Genomic DNA, 16,132 nt, shown 5'->3' with positions numbered 1-16,132 from the left:
GAATATCTTGAACCTGTCCACCGACCATCTGGCTATCCGTACTACCTGTGCATACTGCGGCGTAGGCTGCGGTGTGCAGGCCACGCCGCTGGCCGACGGCACGATCGCCATCGCCGGCGACAAGCAGCACCCGGCCAACAAGGGCCGCCTGTGCGTGAAGGGTTCTGCGCTGGGCGAAACCGTGGGGCTGGAAGGCCGCTTGCTGTATCCTCAAGTGCGCGACGAGAGCGGTTTGCGCCGCACCTCGTGGGACGAAGCGCTCGGCAAAGTGGCCGACGCGTGGAAGACCATCATCGCTGAACACGGCCCGGACGCGGTGGCCCTGTACGTCTCCGGCCAGTTGCTGACCGAGGACTACTACGTCGCCAATAAGCTGATGAAGGGCTACGTCGGCAGCGCCAACATCGACACCAATTCGCGCCTGTGCATGTCGTCCGCCGTGGCGGGCTACAAGCGCGCCTTCGGTGAAGACCTGGTGCCGGTCTGCTATGACGATTTGGAACTGGCCGACATGATCGTGCTGGTGGGTTCCAACACCGCGTGGTGCCACCCGATCCTGTTCCAGCGCATTTTGAAAGCCAAGGAAGCGCGGCCCGAGATGAAGCTGGTGGTGATCGACCCGCGCCGCACCGCCACTTGCGAGCTGGCCGACCTGCACCTGCCGGTCAAAGCCGGCACCGACGTGTGGCTGTTCAATGGCTTGCTCAGCTACCTGTCGCGCATCGGCGCGGTCGATCCGCGCTTCATCGAGAACCACACCAACGGCTTTGAAAACGCGCTGGGCGTGGCCAATGCCGATTGCGCCGATCCGGCCGTCGTCGCCAAGATCTGCCGTATCGAACTGCCGCTGCTGCTGGAGTTCTACGAACTGTTCGCCTCCACCCGCAAGACCATCACCGCTTATTCGATGGGCGTGAACCAGTCGTCGGCTGGCACGGACAAGGCCAACGCCATCATCAACTGCCATCTGATCGGCGGCCGTATCGGTAAGCCGGGCATGGGCCCGTTCTCGATCACCGGCCAGCCGAATGCGATGGGCGGACGCGAAGTTGGCGGTCTGGCCAATATGCTGGCAGCGCACATGGACCTTGAACGCGCTGACCATCGCAATGTGGTGCAGACTTTCTGGGAGTCGCCTGCGATGGCCGACAAGGGCGGCCTGAAAGCGGTGGACCTGTTCAAAGCGATTGAAGAAGGCAAGGTTAAATCGGTGTGGGTGATCGCCACCAATCCTGTGGTCAGCCTGCCGGATGCCGACCAGGTCCGCCGCGCGCTGGACAAGTGCGAGCTGGTGATCTCCTCCGATATCATGCAGAACACCGACACCACCGCCTACGCCGACGTGCTGCTGCCGGCGCTGGGCTGGGGCGAGAAGGACGGCACCGTGACCAACTCCGAGCGCCGCATCTCGCGCCAGCGCGCCTTCCTGGCGGCGCCGGGCGAAGCACTGCCGGACTGGAAAATCCTGTCGCTGTTCGCGCAGCGCATGGGTTATGAAGGTTTCGATTTCTGCGGCCCGCACGGCGTGTTCGACGAGCACGCGCGCCTGAGCGGTTTCCGCAACGCCGTCGGCGATGTGCCGCGCGCGTTCGACATGTCCGGCCTCGGTGGCCTCAAGCAGCGCGAGTACGACGACATGGAGCCAACCCAGTGGCCGGTGCGCCGTACCGCGTCCGGCGAATTGCAAGTGGAAACGCGCCTGTTCAAGGACAATGTGTACGCCCACCCGGACGGCAAGGCGCGCTTCATCGCCACAGCGCCGCGCGCGCCCATGCACGCTGTCAGCGAAGACTATCCACTGTCGCTCAATACCGGCCGCGTGCGCGACCAGTGGCACACCATGACCCGCACCGGCAAGTCCGCCACGCTGGCCGACCACATCGCCGAATCGTTTGTCGACATGCATCCGCAGGACGCGCTGTTGAGCGGCGTGCGCGAGGGCGAACTGGCGCGCATCACGTCCGCGTGGGGCGCGATGGTGGCGCGCGTGCAGCATGGCGGCGGCATCCCGCGCGGCAGCGTGTTCATTCCGATTCACTGGAACGGCCAGACCGCATCCGATGCGCGCGTTGGCGCGGTGGTGAATCCGGTGGTGGACCCGGTATCGGGCGAGCCTGAGTTCAAGCACACGCCGGTGCGCGTGGAGCAGTTCCGCGTCAACTGGCACGGTTTCATCCTGAGCCGCGCGGAAGTGAACCTCGACAGCGTGGCGCACTGGACCCGCATCCAGGGCCGCGAATTCGCGCGCTACGAACTGGCCGGCCGCAACACCATCAAGGACTATCCGGCCTGGGCACGCGAGCTGCTCGGCGTCGAAGACCTCGATGCCGACTGGCTGGAATACGAAGACCGCACCGCCGGCGTGTACCGCGCCGTGCACGTGGTGAACGACCGCATCGACCAGTGCATCTTCGTCTCGCCGCGCCAGGACATGCCGTCGCGTGCATGGCTGGCCAGCCTGTTCGCCAAAGAGCAGTTGAGCGAGATCGATCGCGTCGGCCTGCTGGTCGGCATGCCGGTGGAGAAGGGCGCGGACACCGGTCCTACCGTGTGCTCGTGCTTCGGCGTCGGCCGCAACACCATCTGCAACGCCATCCTCGAGAAGGACTTGAAGACGGTGCCGGAAGTGACGGCCTGCCTGAAGGCCGGCGGCAATTGCGGTTCCTGCGTCCCGGAGATCAAGAAGATACTGGTGCAAACCCGCGTGGAAGCAGCAGAGGCTCAATAAAAAAGGTTGCGATTATGGTAAGCTAGGCTTGTCGATCGCAACCTTGAGCGCATCATGTCTATCCGTGAAAACTTCTCCGATGCCGATATGGACCAGTGGCTCAACGAGAACCGTGTCACTGAAATCGAATGCCTGGTGCCCGACCTGACGGGCGTGGCGCGCGGGAAGATTCTCCCTCGCGCCAAATTCACGCAGGATCGCGGCATGCGCATCCCGGAAGCGGTGCTGGGCATGACCGTCACCGGCAACTACCCGACCGAAGACGCAGCCTACGACCGCGCCATCTCCAACACCGACCGCGACATGATCCTGCGCGCGGACCCCGGAAGCATCACCACCGTGCCGTGGGCCATCGACCCGACCGCGCAAGTGATCCACGATTGCTACTTCGCCGACGGCACGCTGGTCGATTTCGCGCCGCGTTCCGTGCTGCGCCGCGTGCTTAAACTGTACGCCGACAAAGGCTGGACGCCGGTGGTGGGGCCGGAACTGGAGTTCTACCTCACCGAGAAGAACATCGATCCCGACCTGCCGTTGAAAGCGCCGGTAGGCCGCAGCGGTCGTTCCGAAACCACCCGCCAGGTCTACAGCATTGACGCCGTCAATGAATTCGATCCGCTGTTTGAAGACATCTACGACTACTGTGCGCTGATGAATCTCGATGTGGACACGCTGATCCACGAGACCGGTGCCGGCCAGATGGGCCTCAACTTCCAGCATGGCGACGCGATGGCGCTGGCCGACAATGTGTTCTACTTCAAGCGCACCTTGCGCGAGGCGGCGCTCAAGCACTCCATGTACGCCACCTTCATGGCCAAGCCGATGGCGGGCGAACCCGGATCGGCCATGCATGTGCACCAGAGCGTGAGCGACGCCGCCACCGGCCGAAACATCTTTAATTTGCCCGACGGTTCGCCGTCGCCGCACTTCCGCCACTATATCGGCGGCTTGCAGCGCTATACGCCGGCGGCGATGGCGATTCTGGCGCCGTATGTGAATTCGTATCGCCGCATCGTGCGCCACACGGCGGCGCCGATCAACATCCAGTGGGGCATGGACAACCGCACCGTGGGCTTTCGCATTCCGATTTCCGGCGTCGAGCAGCGCCGCGTCGAAAACCGCATCATCGGCGCCGACGCCAATCCCTACCTGGCGATGGCGGTGACGCTGGCCTGCGGCTACCTCGGGCTGGTCGACCAGCTGGAGCCCACGCCGATGTACACCGGCAGCGCCTACGACCATGTGTACGAGCTGCCGCAAGGCCTGCCGCAGGCGTTGACCATGATGCGGCAGGAGGACCGGCTGCGCGACGTGCTGGGCGAGCGCTTCATCGACGTCTACACCGCGATCAAAGAGCTGGAGCATCAGGAGTTCATGACCGTTATCAGCCCGTGGGAACGGGAACACTTATTGCTCCATGTTTGAGCACTGCCTTTATAATCACAGGTTTGGCTAATATCCTTTTACCTTTCTAACAACATGACCATAGAGCGAGCGGCTGAACCTTTCCTCCTGATTAAGAACCTGGTGAAGGAATTCGACGGCGTCCGTGCCGTCAATGACGTATCGGTTACGATCAACAAGGGCGAAATCTTCGCACTGCTGGGCAGCTCGGGCTGCGGCAAGTCGACCCTGTTGCGCATGCTGGCGGGCTTTGAAACGCCGACGTCGGGCGCCATTACGCTGGCCGGCCAGGACATCGTGAGCGTGCCGCCGTACCAGCGTCCTATCAACATGATGTTCCAGTCGTATGCGCTGTTCCCGCACCTGAGCGTGTGGGACAACATCGCCTTCGGCCTGCGCCGCGACGGCCTGCCGAAAGACGAAATCGCATCGCGCGTGGAAAAGATGCTGTCGCTGGTGCAGTTGACCGAGTATGCGAAGCGCAAGCCGCACCAGCTGTCCGGCGGCCAGCAGCAGCGCGTGGCGCTGGCGCGTTCGCTGGCCAAGCGTCCGCAGTTGCTGCTGCTGGACGAGCCGCTCGGCGCGCTCGATAAGAAGCTGCGCGAGCGCACCCAGATGGAACTGGTCAGCATCATCGAGGAAGTGGGCGTGACCTGCGTGATGGTCACCCACGACCAGGATGAAGCCATGAGCATGGCCACCCGCATCGCCGTCATGAGCGCGGGCCGCATCCTGCAGGTTGGCGCGCCGGATGAAATCTACGAAACGCCAAACTGCCGCTTCGTGGCCGATTTTATCGGCAGCGTGAACCTGTTCAACGGCAGCGTGGCGGTGGATGAGGCGGACCACGTTATCATCGAAACGCCGGAAGGCAAGCATTACGTCACCCACGGCATTACCGGCACGCTGGGCATGCCGGTGTCGGTGGCAGTGCGTCCGGAAAAAATCGCCGTGCAGGCGGAAGCCCCAACCCAGGAGCAGCGCGCCAAGGAAGCCGAACATGGCTACAACTGCGTGCAGGGCGTCGTCACCGGCATCTCCTATTTCGGCAACGAGACCAGCTACCACATCACCCTGGACAGCGGCATGGTGCTGAAGGCTTCGCGCACCAACGTGGCACGTCATGATGACGCGGCGCTCAAGCGCGAGCAGCGCGTGTTCGCGTGGTGGGACGGCGCCGACGTCGTCGTGCTGACCAGCTAAGAGGGCGGGCATGAACTTCCTCAAGAACCTGTTCAAGCATCCGGGACGCAGCACGGTCATCGCCGTGCCGTTCCTGTGGCTGACCTTTGCCTTCCTGATTCCGTTCCTGATCGTCTTGCGCATCAGCTTTACCGATCTGGATTCCGGCGATGGCAGCCCGTTCGGCACCTTGATGACGGTGGTCGATGGCGTGATCACGCTGAAGGTGAAGATCGCCAACTACCTGTACATCGCGCAGGACGAGCTGTATGCGATTACCTATCTGAACTCGATCAAGTTCGCCGCGATCACGGCGGCGCTGTGCCTGGCCATCGGCTATCCGTTCGCCTACTTCATGGCGCGCGCCAAGCCGGCCCTGCGCCCGGTGCTGCTGATGCTGGTGATGATGCCGTTCTGGACTTCCTTCCTGCTGCGTATCTACGCATGGAAGGGCATCCTGGCCAACAACGGTATCCTCAACAGCTTCCTGATCGATATCGGTGTGATCGCGGAGCCGCTGCACTTGATGAACACGCAGTTCTCGCTGATCATCGGCATGGTGTACGCCTACCTGCCGTTCATGATCCTGCCGCTGTACGCCAACCTGGTGAAGATGGACGTGCGCTTCATCGAGGCGGCGGCCGATCTGGGCGCGACGCCGTGGCAGACCTTCTGGCGCGTGACCGTGCCGCTGTCGAAGTCGGGCATCATCGCCGGCACCATGCTGGTGTTCATCCCGGCGGTGGGCGAGTACGTGATTCCTGAGCTGCTGGGCGGCCCGGAAACGCTGATGATCGGCCGCCAGCTGTGGGACGAATTCTTTACCAATAACGATTGGCCGCTGGCGTCCTCGGTGACGGTAGTGGTGATCCTGCTGATTCTTGTGCCGATGGCGATCTTCAATAAATATCAGGCGGAACAGGAGGCGCGCAAATGACGCAGTTCCTGCATCGCTGGTTCGGGCGCGGCTGGCTGTCGCTCGGCTACCTGTTCCTCTACATCCCGATCGTGGTATTGGTGGTGTTCTCGTTTAACAGCTCGCGCCAGGACATGGTGTGGAGCGGCTTCTCGCTGCAATGGTATGCGGCGCTGCTGAACGACCAGGAGATTATCAGCGGCTTCGGACTGTCGCTGCGCATTGCGTTGCTGACGGCGTGCGGCTCGGTCATCCTCGGCACGTTTGCCGCGTTTGTGCTGGACCGCTACCAGCGCTTCGCCGGCCGCACCCTGTTCACCGGCATGGTGAGCGCGCCGCTGGTGATGCCGGAAGTGATTATCGGCTTGTCGCTGCTGCTGATGCTGGTGTCGGTGCAGAAGATGTTCGGTTTCCCGGAGCGCGGCCTGGTGACCATCTGGCTGGGCCACACCTTGCTGGGCATGGCCTATGCGACGGTGGTGGTGCAATCGCGCCTGCAGGAGATGAACAAGTCGCTGGAAGAGGCGGCGATGGATCTGGGTTGCCGTCCGTTCCAGGTGTTCTTCCTGGTGACGCTGCCGAACATCAAGCAGGCATTGGGTTCGGCGTGGCTGCTGACGTTTACGCTGTCGCTGGACGACGTAGTGCTGTCGGCCTTCCTGTCCGGCCCCGGCTCGTCGACCATGCCGATCGTGATCTTCTCGCGTGCCCGTCTGGGGTTAGATCCACGTGTAAATGCGGTAGCTGCCCTGACTATCCTGGTCGTGTCGATCGGCGTGATCGCCTCAAGCCTCTACATCGCCCGAGCCGAGCGCCTGCGTTCCAAACAGCTGGCGGCTGCGGCCAAAGGCTAGTCCCTGTCCGGCTTTTCTAGCCCTGCGCTGGCAATGAATATTGCCGCGCCAACCCACAGAACGGCCGGCAGTGCATTCACGCCGGCCGTTTGCATTAATACCCCCGTCACCAAAGGTCCGCCGGCGCTGGTGATGCCCCAGCTGGCGTTGACCACCGCGCTGGCCGCGACCAGCGACTGGCCTTCAAAGCGCTCCCCGCACGCCACCAGCGACAGCATGTAGATCGCGCCAGCCACCGCGCCCAGCACCAGCAGCAGCGTCCACCATAGCCACGGCGTGCCCGCCGCGAAAGGCAGCAGCGGCAGCAGCACGCAGCAGGCCACGCCGCAGCCGACGTGCACCTTGCGCCGCCCCACGTGGTCCGCCAGCCAGCCGAACGCAAATTGCAGCGCCGTGTCGCCCACCAGCACCACCGTGGCTGACAGCACCGCCAGCTCGGTCGCTATGCCGTGGCGCATGGCGTACAGTGGCAGCAGGCTCAGTGCCACTGTATCAAACATGGCGAAGAAGGCCGCGCCAATCGCAATCATCCACATGCGCGGCAGGATGCGTTGCCACGGCACGTGCGGTTCGTCTTCGTGGCCCTGCGCGCCGCCGCCAATCAGCAGCATGCCGGGCAGCGCTAGCAAGAACAGCGCACCGCAGCAGGCGAAGGGCAGCGCCACCTTGTCCGCAAACGCCGCCACCATTGCAGGCCCGATCAGCTGGAACAGCGTGAAAGCGGTGGTGTAGATCGCCACCACCCGGCCGCGCGAGTTTTCCGGCGCGAGCTTGTTGACCCATGCTTCGCCGATGGTGAATAACACGCCCATGCACGCACCGAATATGAAACGCAGCAGGGTCCATGCCAGCAGGTTGTCTGTGGTTTCCATCAGCGCGGTGGACAGCGCGGCAGTGAGAATGGCGCCGATCATGCAGCCGCGCGGTCCGTGGCCGGCCACCCAGCGCGAGACGAAAGGCGCCGCGCCGAGAATGCCGAACGCGCTGATGGCGGTAATGACGCCGATGATGCCGGAACCGATGCCGCGCTGGTCCAGCGTCAGCGCAGTCAGTGGAATGGTCGCGCCCAGCCCGAGGCCGACCACGCCGATGCTGGCCACCAAAGCCGTGAAATCGCGCCAGGGCATGTTCTTCATGCTTGCACCTCCGCCGCGATGATGGCGCCCAGCTGGCGGCCGTAGTCGGTGATCTGTTCGGGTGTGCAGTAAGCATAGCCGACCAACAGGCCGCGCCGCACCTGCGGCTTGAGGTAGTAGGTGGACAGCGCCTTCACCGAGATATCCAGCGCCGCCGCGCGCTGCGCCAGCGCTACGTCGTCCACGCTGTCGGGCAGTTCGACCACCAGATGCAGGCCGGATTCTTCTTTCGAGATAGTGACGCTGGCCGGCAACGCCCGCGCCAGCATGCGCCGCAGCAGTTCGCGCCGCGCGCCGTAGGTCTGGCGGATCTTGCGCACGTGGGTGGTGAAATGGCCGTAGGTGATGAAGTCGGTCAGCGTGGCTTGCACGGTGAGCTGACCGGGACGCTGCAAGTCGTACAGCGCGCTGCGGAAGGCGGGAATCAGCGCCGGCGGCACCACGAGGTAGCCGACCTTGATGCCGGGGTAGAGCACCTTGGAGAAGGTGCCCATGTACAGCACGCGGTCGTCGTTATCGAGGCCTTGCAGCGCCGCCAGCGGGCGGCCGGTGTAGCGGAATTCGCTGTCGTAGTCATCCTCCAGTATCCACGCATCCTTGCGCACGGCCACCTCCAGCAGTTCGCGGCGGCGCGCGAGACTCATCACCGCGCCGGTCGGATACTGGTGCGATGGCGTGACGTAGATCAGGCGTGGCTTGGTGGCGAGATCCTTGTCGCTGAGGGCCATGCCGTCGCTGTCGACGGTGATGGGGCGCAGCTTCAGTTCCCGCGCCTGGAACACGCGGCGCGCGCCCCAGTAGCACGGGTCTTCCACCCACGCCGTATCGCCGGCGTCGGCCAGCAATTGCGCGCACAGGTCCAGTGACTGCTGCGTGCCGGCGGTGATGATGACCTGCTCCACTTCCACCTTCACCGAGCGCGATATGCGCAGATATTCGGTAATGGCCTGGCGCAGCGGCAGGTGGCCGCCGGACTGGCCGTAGTCCAGCAAATCGTTGCGCGCCTCGCGCCACACGCGGTTCTGCAGCCGTTGCCACAGCTTGAACGGGAACGACGAGAAATCAGGATCGCCCGGCGCGAACGGCTGTATTTCGAATTGCGGACCGGCCGCATAGCTGGTGAGCTCCTGCCCTCGGCGTGAAAGACGTACGTCAGGCGCTGTGCGTGACGCGGTGCGCCCTTGTGGCGCGGAGCCAACACCGCGCATCGACGCGCTGTGCGCCTGCAAATCGGCCACGTAGGTGCCGCTGCCTTTCGACGTGATGACGTAGCCCTCCGCTGCAAGCTGCTCGAACGCCGCAATCACCGTGTTGCGCGCAATGCCCAGATCCCGCGCCAGGTCACGGCTGGACGGGAGTTTGCTGCCCGCGCCCAGCCGCTGCTGGTGGATCGCGGCCTTGGCGGCTTCGTACAGTCTGCGCTGCTGGGAGAGACGGGGATGGAAGCCGGATTGCGCCAGCGCGGTGGCCAGCAGGTCGGAAGTCGGGGACATCTACGAAAGTGGTTCTATCAAAGATCAAAAAGTGGCACTCAACATAATACCAAAATAGGCATATCATTTAGTTAAATCAAATAGATGAAAGCTTCTATGCGTAGTCCCATCGTTTTGGTCCCCGCATGCGTCAACCGGATAGGTGCGCATCCGTATCACACCGCGCAGCTCAAATACGTGGCCGCCGTGGCGGACGGCGCGCGCTGCACGCCGCTGATCGTGCCGGCGCTTGGCGCAGCCACCGACTTTGAAGCGTTGCTGTCGCTGGCCGATGGCGTGATGCTGACCGGCTCACCCTCCAACGTCCACGCCAGTTTGTACGGCGAGGAGGTGCTGGACCCATCGCTGCCGCAGGACGCCGCGCGCGACGCCACCACGCTGCCGCTGATCCGAGCCGCCATCAAGCGCGGCATCCCGCTGCTGGCGATCTGCCGCGGCTTCCAGGAAGTGAACGTAGCGCTGGGCGGCACGCTGCATCAAGCCGTGCATGCGGTGGCCGGCATGGCCGATCATCGCGAGAACAAGGAACACACGCTGGACCAGCAATACGCGCCGTCGCACCGCGTGTTGCTGGATCCCGGAGGGCGACTGACGCAGATACTGGATGGAGCAGCCGAGATCCAAGTGAACTCGCTGCACGGGCAAGGCATCAACCAGCTTGCGCCTGGCCTTGTCGCGGAAGCGCGCGCCGACGATGGACTGGTGGAAGCCTACCGCGTGGCGGACGCCAAGGGATTTGCGCTGGCGGTACAGTGGCACCCTGAGTGGCGCTTTTCCGAGAATCCGGATTCCGTCAAATTATTCAGAGCCTTTGGCGACGCCTGCCGCGCCTACAAGGCCACCCGATAACAACAACGAGAGAAGCAAATGGCAATTCGCGAAAACTTTACCTACACCGATATGGACCTGTGGCTGAACGAGAAGCGCGTCACAGAGATTGAATGTCTAGTCCCCGACCTGACCGGCGTGGCGCGCGGGAAGATTCTCCCGCGCGGTAAATTCACGCAGGAGCGCGGCATGCGCATCCCGGAAGCGGTGCTGGGCATGACCGTAACCGGCAACTACCCAACCGAGGATGCGGGCTACGACCGAGCCATCTCCACCACTGACCGCGACATGATTTTGAAGGCTGATCCGACCACCATCACGATGGTGCCGTGGGCCACCGATCCAACCGCGCAAGTGATCCACGACTGCTATTTTTCCGATGGCCGCCTGGTCGACTTTGCACCGCGCTCCGTGCTGCGCCGCGTACTCAAGCTGTATGCGGACAAAGGCTGGAAGCCGGTGGTGGCGCCGGAACTGGAGTTTTACCTGACTGCGAAGAACAGCGATCCGGACCTGCCTTTGAAACCGCCGATCGGCCGCAGCGGCCGCGCCGAAACCAGCCGTCAGGTCTACAGCATCGACGCGGTGAATGAATTCGATCCGCTGTTCGAAGACATCTACGACTACTGCGATTTGATGGGCCTCGACGTCGACACGCTGATTCACGAAATCGGCGCCGGCCAGATGGAGATCAACTTCCTGCACGGCGAGCCGCTGGGCCTTGCCGACAAGGTGTTCTTCTTCAAGCGCACCCTGCGCGAAGCGGCGCTCAAGCACGATATGTACGCCACCTTTATGGCCAAGCCGATGGCCGGCGAGCCCGGATCGGCCATGCACGTGCACCAGAGCGTGGTGGACTCCAAGACCGGCAAGAATATCTTCAGCTCCGAGGACGGTTCGGCTTCGGCGCTGTTCAAGCACTACATCGGCGGCTTACAGCGCTACATGCCGTCGGCGATGGCGATTGTGGCGCCGTATGTGAATTCGTACCGCCGCATCGTGCGCCACACGGCCGCGCCGATCAACATCCAGTGGGGCATGGACAACCGCACCGTGGGCTTCCGCGTGCCGGAATCCGGCGTGCAGGATCGCCGCGTGGAGAACCGCATCATCGGCGCGGACGCCAACCCCTACCTGGCATTGGCGGTGACGCTGGCCTGCGGCTACCTCGGCATGATCGATCAGATCGAGCCGACGCCAATGACCACGGACAGCGCCTACGATTTGAAAGTCGAGCTGCCGCAAGGCTTGCCGGAAGCGCTGCAGCTGCTGCGCGCCGAGGACAAGCTGCGCACCGTGCTGGGCGACCGCTTCATCGACGTGTACGCGGCGATCAAGGATCTGGAACATCAGGAATTCATGACTGTTATCAGCCCGTGGGAGCGCGAGCACCTGCTGCTGCACGTTTAAGGAGCCCGCCATGAGCAACTTCGATACCAAGGCAATCCAGAAGCTGGACACGGCGCACTACATGCACCCGTTCACCGATCACAAGGCGCTGGGCGAAAAGGGCGCGCGCGTGATGGTACGCGGCGATGGCATCTACTTGTGGGATTCGGAAGACAAGAAGATCATCGACGGCATGTCCGGCCTGTGGTGCGTGAACGTGGGCTACGGCCGCACCAGCATTTCGAAAGCGGTTTACCAGCAGATGGAGACGCTGCCGTTCTATAACAGCTTCTTCAACACCACCAATGTGCAGGCGGTGCAGCTGGCGGCGAAGCTGGCGCAGATCTCGCCGCCGCAGTTCAATCATGTGTACTTCACCGGCTCCGGCTCGGAAGGCAACGACACCAATGTGCGCATGGTGCGCCGCTATTGGGACGTGTTGGGCTACAAGGATCGCCACACCATCATCAGCCGCCACAACGCCTACCACGGCAGCACGATGGCCGGGGCGTCGCTGGGCGGCATGTCGGGCATGCACGAGCAGGGCGGCTTGCCGATTCCTGGCATTGTGCATATCGGCCAGCCGAATTATCTGGAATCCGGCAAGGGCATGACCGAGGAGGCGTTCGGCATCGAAGCTGCTTCGTGGCTGGAAAAGAAAATTCTGGAGGTGGGCGCAGAAAAGGTTGCGGCGTTTATCGGCGAGCCGATTCAGGGCGCGGGCGGCGTGATTATTCCGCCGTCCACCTACTGGCCGGAGATCCAGCGCATCTGCGACAAGTACGGCATCCTGCTGATCGCGGACGAAGTGATTTGCGGTTTTGGACGCACGGGCCGCTGGTTCGCGTCGGAGCTGTTCGGCATCAAGCCGGATTTGATTACGTTCGCCAAGGGCGTGACCTCGGGCTACGTGCCGTTGGGTGGTGTGCTGGTGGGCGACCGCGTGGCCAAGGTGCTGATCGAGCAAGGCGGCGAATTCAATCACGGCTTCACCTATTCCGGCCATCCGGTGGCGTGTGCGGCGGCGCTGGAAAACATCCGCATCATCGAAGATGAAAATCTGATCGAGCGCGTGGCCGAGGAAACCGGTCCTTACCTGAAGAAGCGCTTTGCCGAACTGGCGGACCATCCGCTAGTCGGCTACGCCAACAGCTGCGGCTTTGTGGCGGGCTTGAATCTGGTGCGCAGCAAAGGCGCGACGGTGCACGACAACGTGGCCTTCGACGAATCGCTGGCTGTCGGCATGGTGTGCCGGGGCTATATGTTCAACAACGGGATGATTATGCGTGCCGTCGGTGACCGCATGATTATCGCACCACCGCTGATCATGACCACGGCGCAGATCGATGAAATGGTGGCGCTGATCCGCCATTGCCTCGACCTGACTTATGCCGACGTCAAAGAGCGCGGCTGGCTGTAAGGAGAAGATGATGACGACATGGCATGAACGAGCCGCCGCGCTGCAAGCGGACGGCCGCGCCTTCATCGGCGGAGAGCGGGTATGGGCGAAATCGGAACAGCAGTTTGACAACCTGTCGCCTGTTGACGGGCGCAAGCTGGGCATGGTGGCGCGTTGCGATGGCGCCGATGTGGATATCGCTGTCGCTGCCGCGCGCGCGGCGTTCGAGGATCGCCGCTGGGCGGGCAAGTCGCCGGCGCAGCGCAAGCGGGTGCTTATCAAGTTCGCGGACCTGATGCAGAAATACGGCCAGGAGCTGGCGCTGCTGGAAACGCTGGATATGGGCAAGCCGATCAAGTACAGCCAGACGGTGGACGTGGGCGGTGCGGCCAACTGTATCCGCTGGTACGGCGAGGCGATCGACAAGATCTACGATGAGATTGCGCCAACGCCGTCCAACAGTCTCGCGCTGATCACGCGCGAGCCGGTGGGCGTGGTGGCGGCCATCGTGCCGTGGAACTACCCGATGCTGATGGCGTCGTGGAAGATTGCGCCGGCGCTGGCGGCGGGGAATAGCGTGGTGCTCAAGCCGTCCGAGAAGTCGCCGCTGACGGCGTTGCGCTTGGCGGAGATTGCGCTGGAAGCTGGCGTGCCGCCGGGCGTGTTCAATGTGCTGCCGGGCTTTGGCCACGAGGCCGGTGCGGCGCTGGCACTGCACATGGATGTGGACTGCATCGGCTTTACCGGTTCTACCCGCGTGGGCAAGCAGATCATGCAGATGGCGGGGCAGTCGAACCTGAAGCGTGCGTGGACCGAGTTGGGCGGCAAGTCGGCCAACATCGTTTGCGCGGATTGCCCGGACCTCGACGCGGCGGTCGAGGCGGCGATCGGCTCCATCTTCTTCAATCAGGGCGAGAGCTGCAATGCGCCTTCACGCTTGTTTGTGGAGGCGTCGATCAAGGACCGCTTTATCGAGAAGGCGCTGGCGCTGGTACCGAATTACGCGCCGGGCGATCCGCTGGATGACAGCACTATCATGGGCGCGATTGTCGATGCCACGCAATTGAAGACGGTGATGGGCTACATCGAATCCGGCCATGCGGATGGCGCGCGCCTGCTGGCGGGCGGCAAGCAGGTACGTACCGAGACCGGCGGCTACTACGTCGAGCCGACGCTGTTCGATCAGGTGGACAGCAATATGAAGATCGCGCGTGAAGAGATCTTTGGTCCAGTCCTGTCGGTGCTGAGTTTTACCGATGTGCAGGACGCGGTGCGGCAGGCGAACGATACGCCGTATGGCTTGCATGCCGCCGTGTGGACGGCGGACCTGAGCAAGGCGATCCAGACGTCGCGTGCGCTGCGTGCCGGCACGGTGCACGTCAATCAGTACGACGGTGACGATATCACGGTGCCGTTCGGCGGCTACAAACAGTCCGGCAATGGCCGCGACAAGTCGCTGCACGCATTCGATAAATACACGGAATTGAAGACAACATGGATACAGGTAGGTTAGAAGAGCTGCAGGGCGAACTGGCGGCGCAGGGCGTGCGTTATGTGTTTGCGCAGTTCACGGATATCCACGGCGCGGCCAAGGGCAAGCTGGTGCCGCTAGCGCATCTTGGCGATATCGTGTCGCCAGGCGCTGGTTTCTCCGGTCCGTCGATCTGGGGGACCGGCCTGCCGCGCAACGGTCCGCGTTCGGAGTACTACGGCCGCGCAGACCTCACCACGCTGCAGCCGATGCCGTGGCTGCCCGGCTATGCGCGCGTGGTGCTGGATGGCCACGTCGCCGGCGAGCCGTTCGACGCGTGCCCGCGTCAGGTTCTGCGCAAGCAGGTCGCCCGCCTGGCCGCGCGCGGCTGGATCTTGAACGCTGGCCTTGAGCCGGAATTCTTCCTGCTCCAACACGGCAACGCCGAAGCCGGCGACACGCTGGAAAAACCATCCTACGACACCAAAAGCCTGCTGCGTCGCCGCTCCTTCCTCGACAAGCTCACGACGTCGCTCAACGAGTGTGGCCTTGGCGTCTACCAGAGCGACCATGAGGATGCGACCGGCCAGTTCGAAGTGAACTACCACTACGCCGATGCGCTGCGCGCGGCGGACAACTTCATGCTGTTCAAGATGGCGGCGCATCACATTGCGGAAGAAGAGGGCATGCTGTTCTCCATGATGCCCAAGCCGTTCGCAGAGCGGCCGGGCAGCGGCTTGCATTTCCATCTCTCGCTGGCCGATGACAATGGCAATCCGGTGTCGGCAATCAGCGAGCATTTCCTCGGCGGCCTGCTGCACCACGCGCCGGCGTTGACGGCGTTGTGCGCACCGACCGTCAATTCGTACAAGCGCCTGATGTGCGGCGAATCGCTGTCCGGCACCAGCTGGGCGCCGGCCTTCATCGGCCACGGCGACAACAACCGCACCGTGGTGGCGCGCACCGTCCACGGGCGCGTCGAATGGCGCTTGCCCGACAGTTCGGCCAATCCCTATCTCGCGCTGGCAGGTGTGATTGCTGCGGGTCTGGATGGCATCGACCGCCAGCTCGATCCCGGTGAGCCGGTCAATGAAGACGTCTATGACATGAGCGCCGCACAGCGCGCCGAGCTGGGACTGAAGCTGCTGCCGCAAAACCTCGGCGCGGCAGCGGAAGCGCTGCGGGCAGACGCCGTGCTCACTGAATCGCTGGGCGCCGCCATCGTCCACGAATTCGCCGCGCTGAAGAGTGCGGAATGGATCGAGTACAGCCAGCATGTGAGTGCATGGGAAACTGAACGCTACCTGAACCGCTTCTAGACCGGAGACCGCG

General features: G+C 63.3%; 12 protein-coding genes. 10 read left to right on the top strand and 2 right to left on the bottom strand.

From position 1 onward, the window contains the following. Nucleotides 1-7 precede the first annotated feature (7 nt). Genes BMZ70_RS16500 through BMZ70_RS16480 form a run of 5 tightly spaced genes read left to right on the top strand, consistent with a single transcriptional unit; the run spans nt 8 to nt 7,084 of the window. Nucleotides 8-2,728, top strand: coding sequence for a nitrate reductase (locus BMZ70_RS16500; RefSeq protein ID WP_092276532.1), 2,721 nt, complete (start codon nt 8-10; stop codon nt 2,726-2,728). 54 nt (nt 2,729-2,782) lie between these two features. After that, nucleotides 2,783-4,153 carry a glutamine synthetase family protein gene (locus BMZ70_RS16495; RefSeq protein ID WP_092276529.1) on the top strand — a complete coding sequence of 457 codons (1,371 nt, stop codon included), beginning with the start codon at nt 2,783-2,785 and terminating at the stop codon, nt 4,151-4,153. A gap of 54 nt (nt 4,154-4,207) precedes the next feature. Further along, nucleotides 4,208-5,335 (top strand): ABC transporter ATP-binding protein, encoded by a 1,128-nt coding sequence (locus BMZ70_RS16490; RefSeq protein ID WP_092276526.1) that lies wholly within the window; start codon nt 4,208-4,210, stop codon nt 5,333-5,335. 10 nt (nt 5,336-5,345) lie between these two features. Then, complete coding sequence (locus BMZ70_RS16485; RefSeq protein ID WP_092276523.1) at nt 5,346-6,251, top strand: ABC transporter permease subunit; 906 nt, start codon at nt 5,346-5,348, stop codon at nt 6,249-6,251. After that, the gene (locus tag BMZ70_RS16480) at nt 6,248-7,084 is read left to right on the top strand and encodes an ABC transporter permease (RefSeq protein ID WP_092276520.1); all 837 of its coding nucleotides are present in this window, start codon (nt 6,248-6,250) and stop codon (nt 7,082-7,084) included. Before BMZ70_RS16485 ends, BMZ70_RS16480 begins: the two co-directional genes overlap by 4 nt. On the opposite strand, the gene BMZ70_RS16475 is transcribed toward BMZ70_RS16480, so the two are convergent. Both BMZ70_RS16475 and BMZ70_RS16470 read right to left on the bottom strand, forming a co-directional pair. Next, nucleotides 7,081-8,220 carry an MFS transporter gene (locus BMZ70_RS16475; protein ID WP_092276517.1) on the bottom strand — a complete coding sequence of 380 codons (1,140 nt, stop codon included), beginning with the start codon at nt 8,218-8,220 and terminating at the stop codon, nt 7,081-7,083. The two genes, BMZ70_RS16480 and BMZ70_RS16475, sit on opposite strands and share 4 nt — an antisense overlap. Continuing rightward, a complete protein-coding gene (locus BMZ70_RS16470; protein ID WP_092276514.1) occupies nt 8,217-9,713 on the bottom strand; it encodes a MocR-like pyridoxine biosynthesis transcription factor PdxR in 1,497 nt (498 codons plus the stop codon). The genes BMZ70_RS16475 and BMZ70_RS16470 overlap by 4 nt, the downstream gene beginning before the upstream one ends. 96 nt (nt 9,714-9,809) lie before the next feature. Between BMZ70_RS16470 and BMZ70_RS16465 the strand changes: the two genes are divergently transcribed. From BMZ70_RS16465 to glnT, 5 genes are read left to right on the top strand one after another with little or no spacing between them, the layout of a single operon-like run. Further along, nucleotides 9,810-10,562 carry a gamma-glutamyl-gamma-aminobutyrate hydrolase family protein gene (locus BMZ70_RS16465; protein ID WP_092276511.1) on the top strand — a complete coding sequence of 251 codons (753 nt, stop codon included), beginning with the start codon at nt 9,810-9,812 and terminating at the stop codon, nt 10,560-10,562. An 18-nt stretch (nt 10,563-10,580) separates the two neighbouring features. Continuing rightward, nucleotides 10,581-11,951: a glutamine synthetase family protein gene (locus BMZ70_RS16460; RefSeq protein ID WP_092276509.1), complete on the top strand. Its 1,371-nt coding sequence runs from the start codon at nt 10,581-10,583 to the stop codon at nt 11,949-11,951. 10 nt (nt 11,952-11,961) lie between these two features. Further along, nucleotides 11,962-13,350 (top strand): aspartate aminotransferase family protein, encoded by a 1,389-nt coding sequence (locus tag BMZ70_RS16455; protein ID WP_092276506.1) that lies wholly within the window; start codon nt 11,962-11,964, stop codon nt 13,348-13,350. Between the two features lie 10 nt (nt 13,351-13,360). Next, nucleotides 13,361-14,842 (top strand): aldehyde dehydrogenase, encoded by a 1,482-nt coding sequence (locus BMZ70_RS16450; protein ID WP_092276504.1) that lies wholly within the window; start codon nt 13,361-13,363, stop codon nt 14,840-14,842. Then, the gene (gene glnT, locus BMZ70_RS16445; RefSeq protein ID WP_092276501.1) at nt 14,824-16,119 is read left to right on the top strand and encodes a type III glutamate--ammonia ligase; all 1,296 of its coding nucleotides are present in this window, start codon (nt 14,824-14,826) and stop codon (nt 16,117-16,119) included. The genes BMZ70_RS16450 and glnT overlap by 19 nt, the downstream gene beginning before the upstream one ends. The last annotated feature ends 13 nt before the right edge of the window (nt 16,120-16,132 follow it).

It is taken from the genome of Duganella sp. CF402, assembly GCF_900109645.1.
In the GTDB taxonomy this organism is placed as follows: domain Bacteria; phylum Pseudomonadota; class Gammaproteobacteria; order Burkholderiales; family Burkholderiaceae_D; genus Rugamonas.
This window is presented reverse-complemented; position numbering and strand designations above follow the sequence as displayed.

Excerpts from the sequence above, each read along its gene's own strand:
- BMZ70_RS16475 (WP_092276517.1), bottom strand. The coding sequence starts at position 8,220 with ATGAAGAACATGCCCTGGCGCGATTTCACGGCTTTGGTGGCCAGCATC.
- BMZ70_RS16450 (WP_092276504.1), top strand. The coding sequence starts at position 13,361 with ATGACGACATGGCATGAACGAGCCGCCGCGCTGCAAGCGGACGGCCGC.
- BMZ70_RS16460 (WP_092276509.1), top strand. The coding sequence starts at position 10,581 with ATGGCAATTCGCGAAAACTTTACCTACACCGATATGGACCTGTGGCTG.
- BMZ70_RS16465 (WP_092276511.1), top strand. The coding sequence starts at position 9,810 with ATGCGTAGTCCCATCGTTTTGGTCCCCGCATGCGTCAACCGGATAGGT.
- BMZ70_RS16495 (WP_092276529.1), top strand. The coding sequence starts at position 2,783 with ATGTCTATCCGTGAAAACTTCTCCGATGCCGATATGGACCAGTGGCTC.
- BMZ70_RS16470 (WP_092276514.1), bottom strand. The coding sequence starts at position 9,713 with ATGTCCCCGACTTCCGACCTGCTGGCCACCGCGCTGGCGCAATCCGGC.
- BMZ70_RS16490 (WP_092276526.1), top strand. The coding sequence starts at position 4,208 with ATGACCATAGAGCGAGCGGCTGAACCTTTCCTCCTGATTAAGAACCTG.
- BMZ70_RS16485 (WP_092276523.1), top strand. The coding sequence starts at position 5,346 with ATGAACTTCCTCAAGAACCTGTTCAAGCATCCGGGACGCAGCACGGTC.
- BMZ70_RS16455 (WP_092276506.1), top strand. The coding sequence starts at position 11,962 with ATGAGCAACTTCGATACCAAGGCAATCCAGAAGCTGGACACGGCGCAC.
- glnT (WP_092276501.1), top strand. The coding sequence starts at position 14,824 with ATGGATACAGGTAGGTTAGAAGAGCTGCAGGGCGAACTGGCGGCGCAG.
- BMZ70_RS16480 (WP_092276520.1), top strand. The coding sequence starts at position 6,248 with ATGACGCAGTTCCTGCATCGCTGGTTCGGGCGCGGCTGGCTGTCGCTC.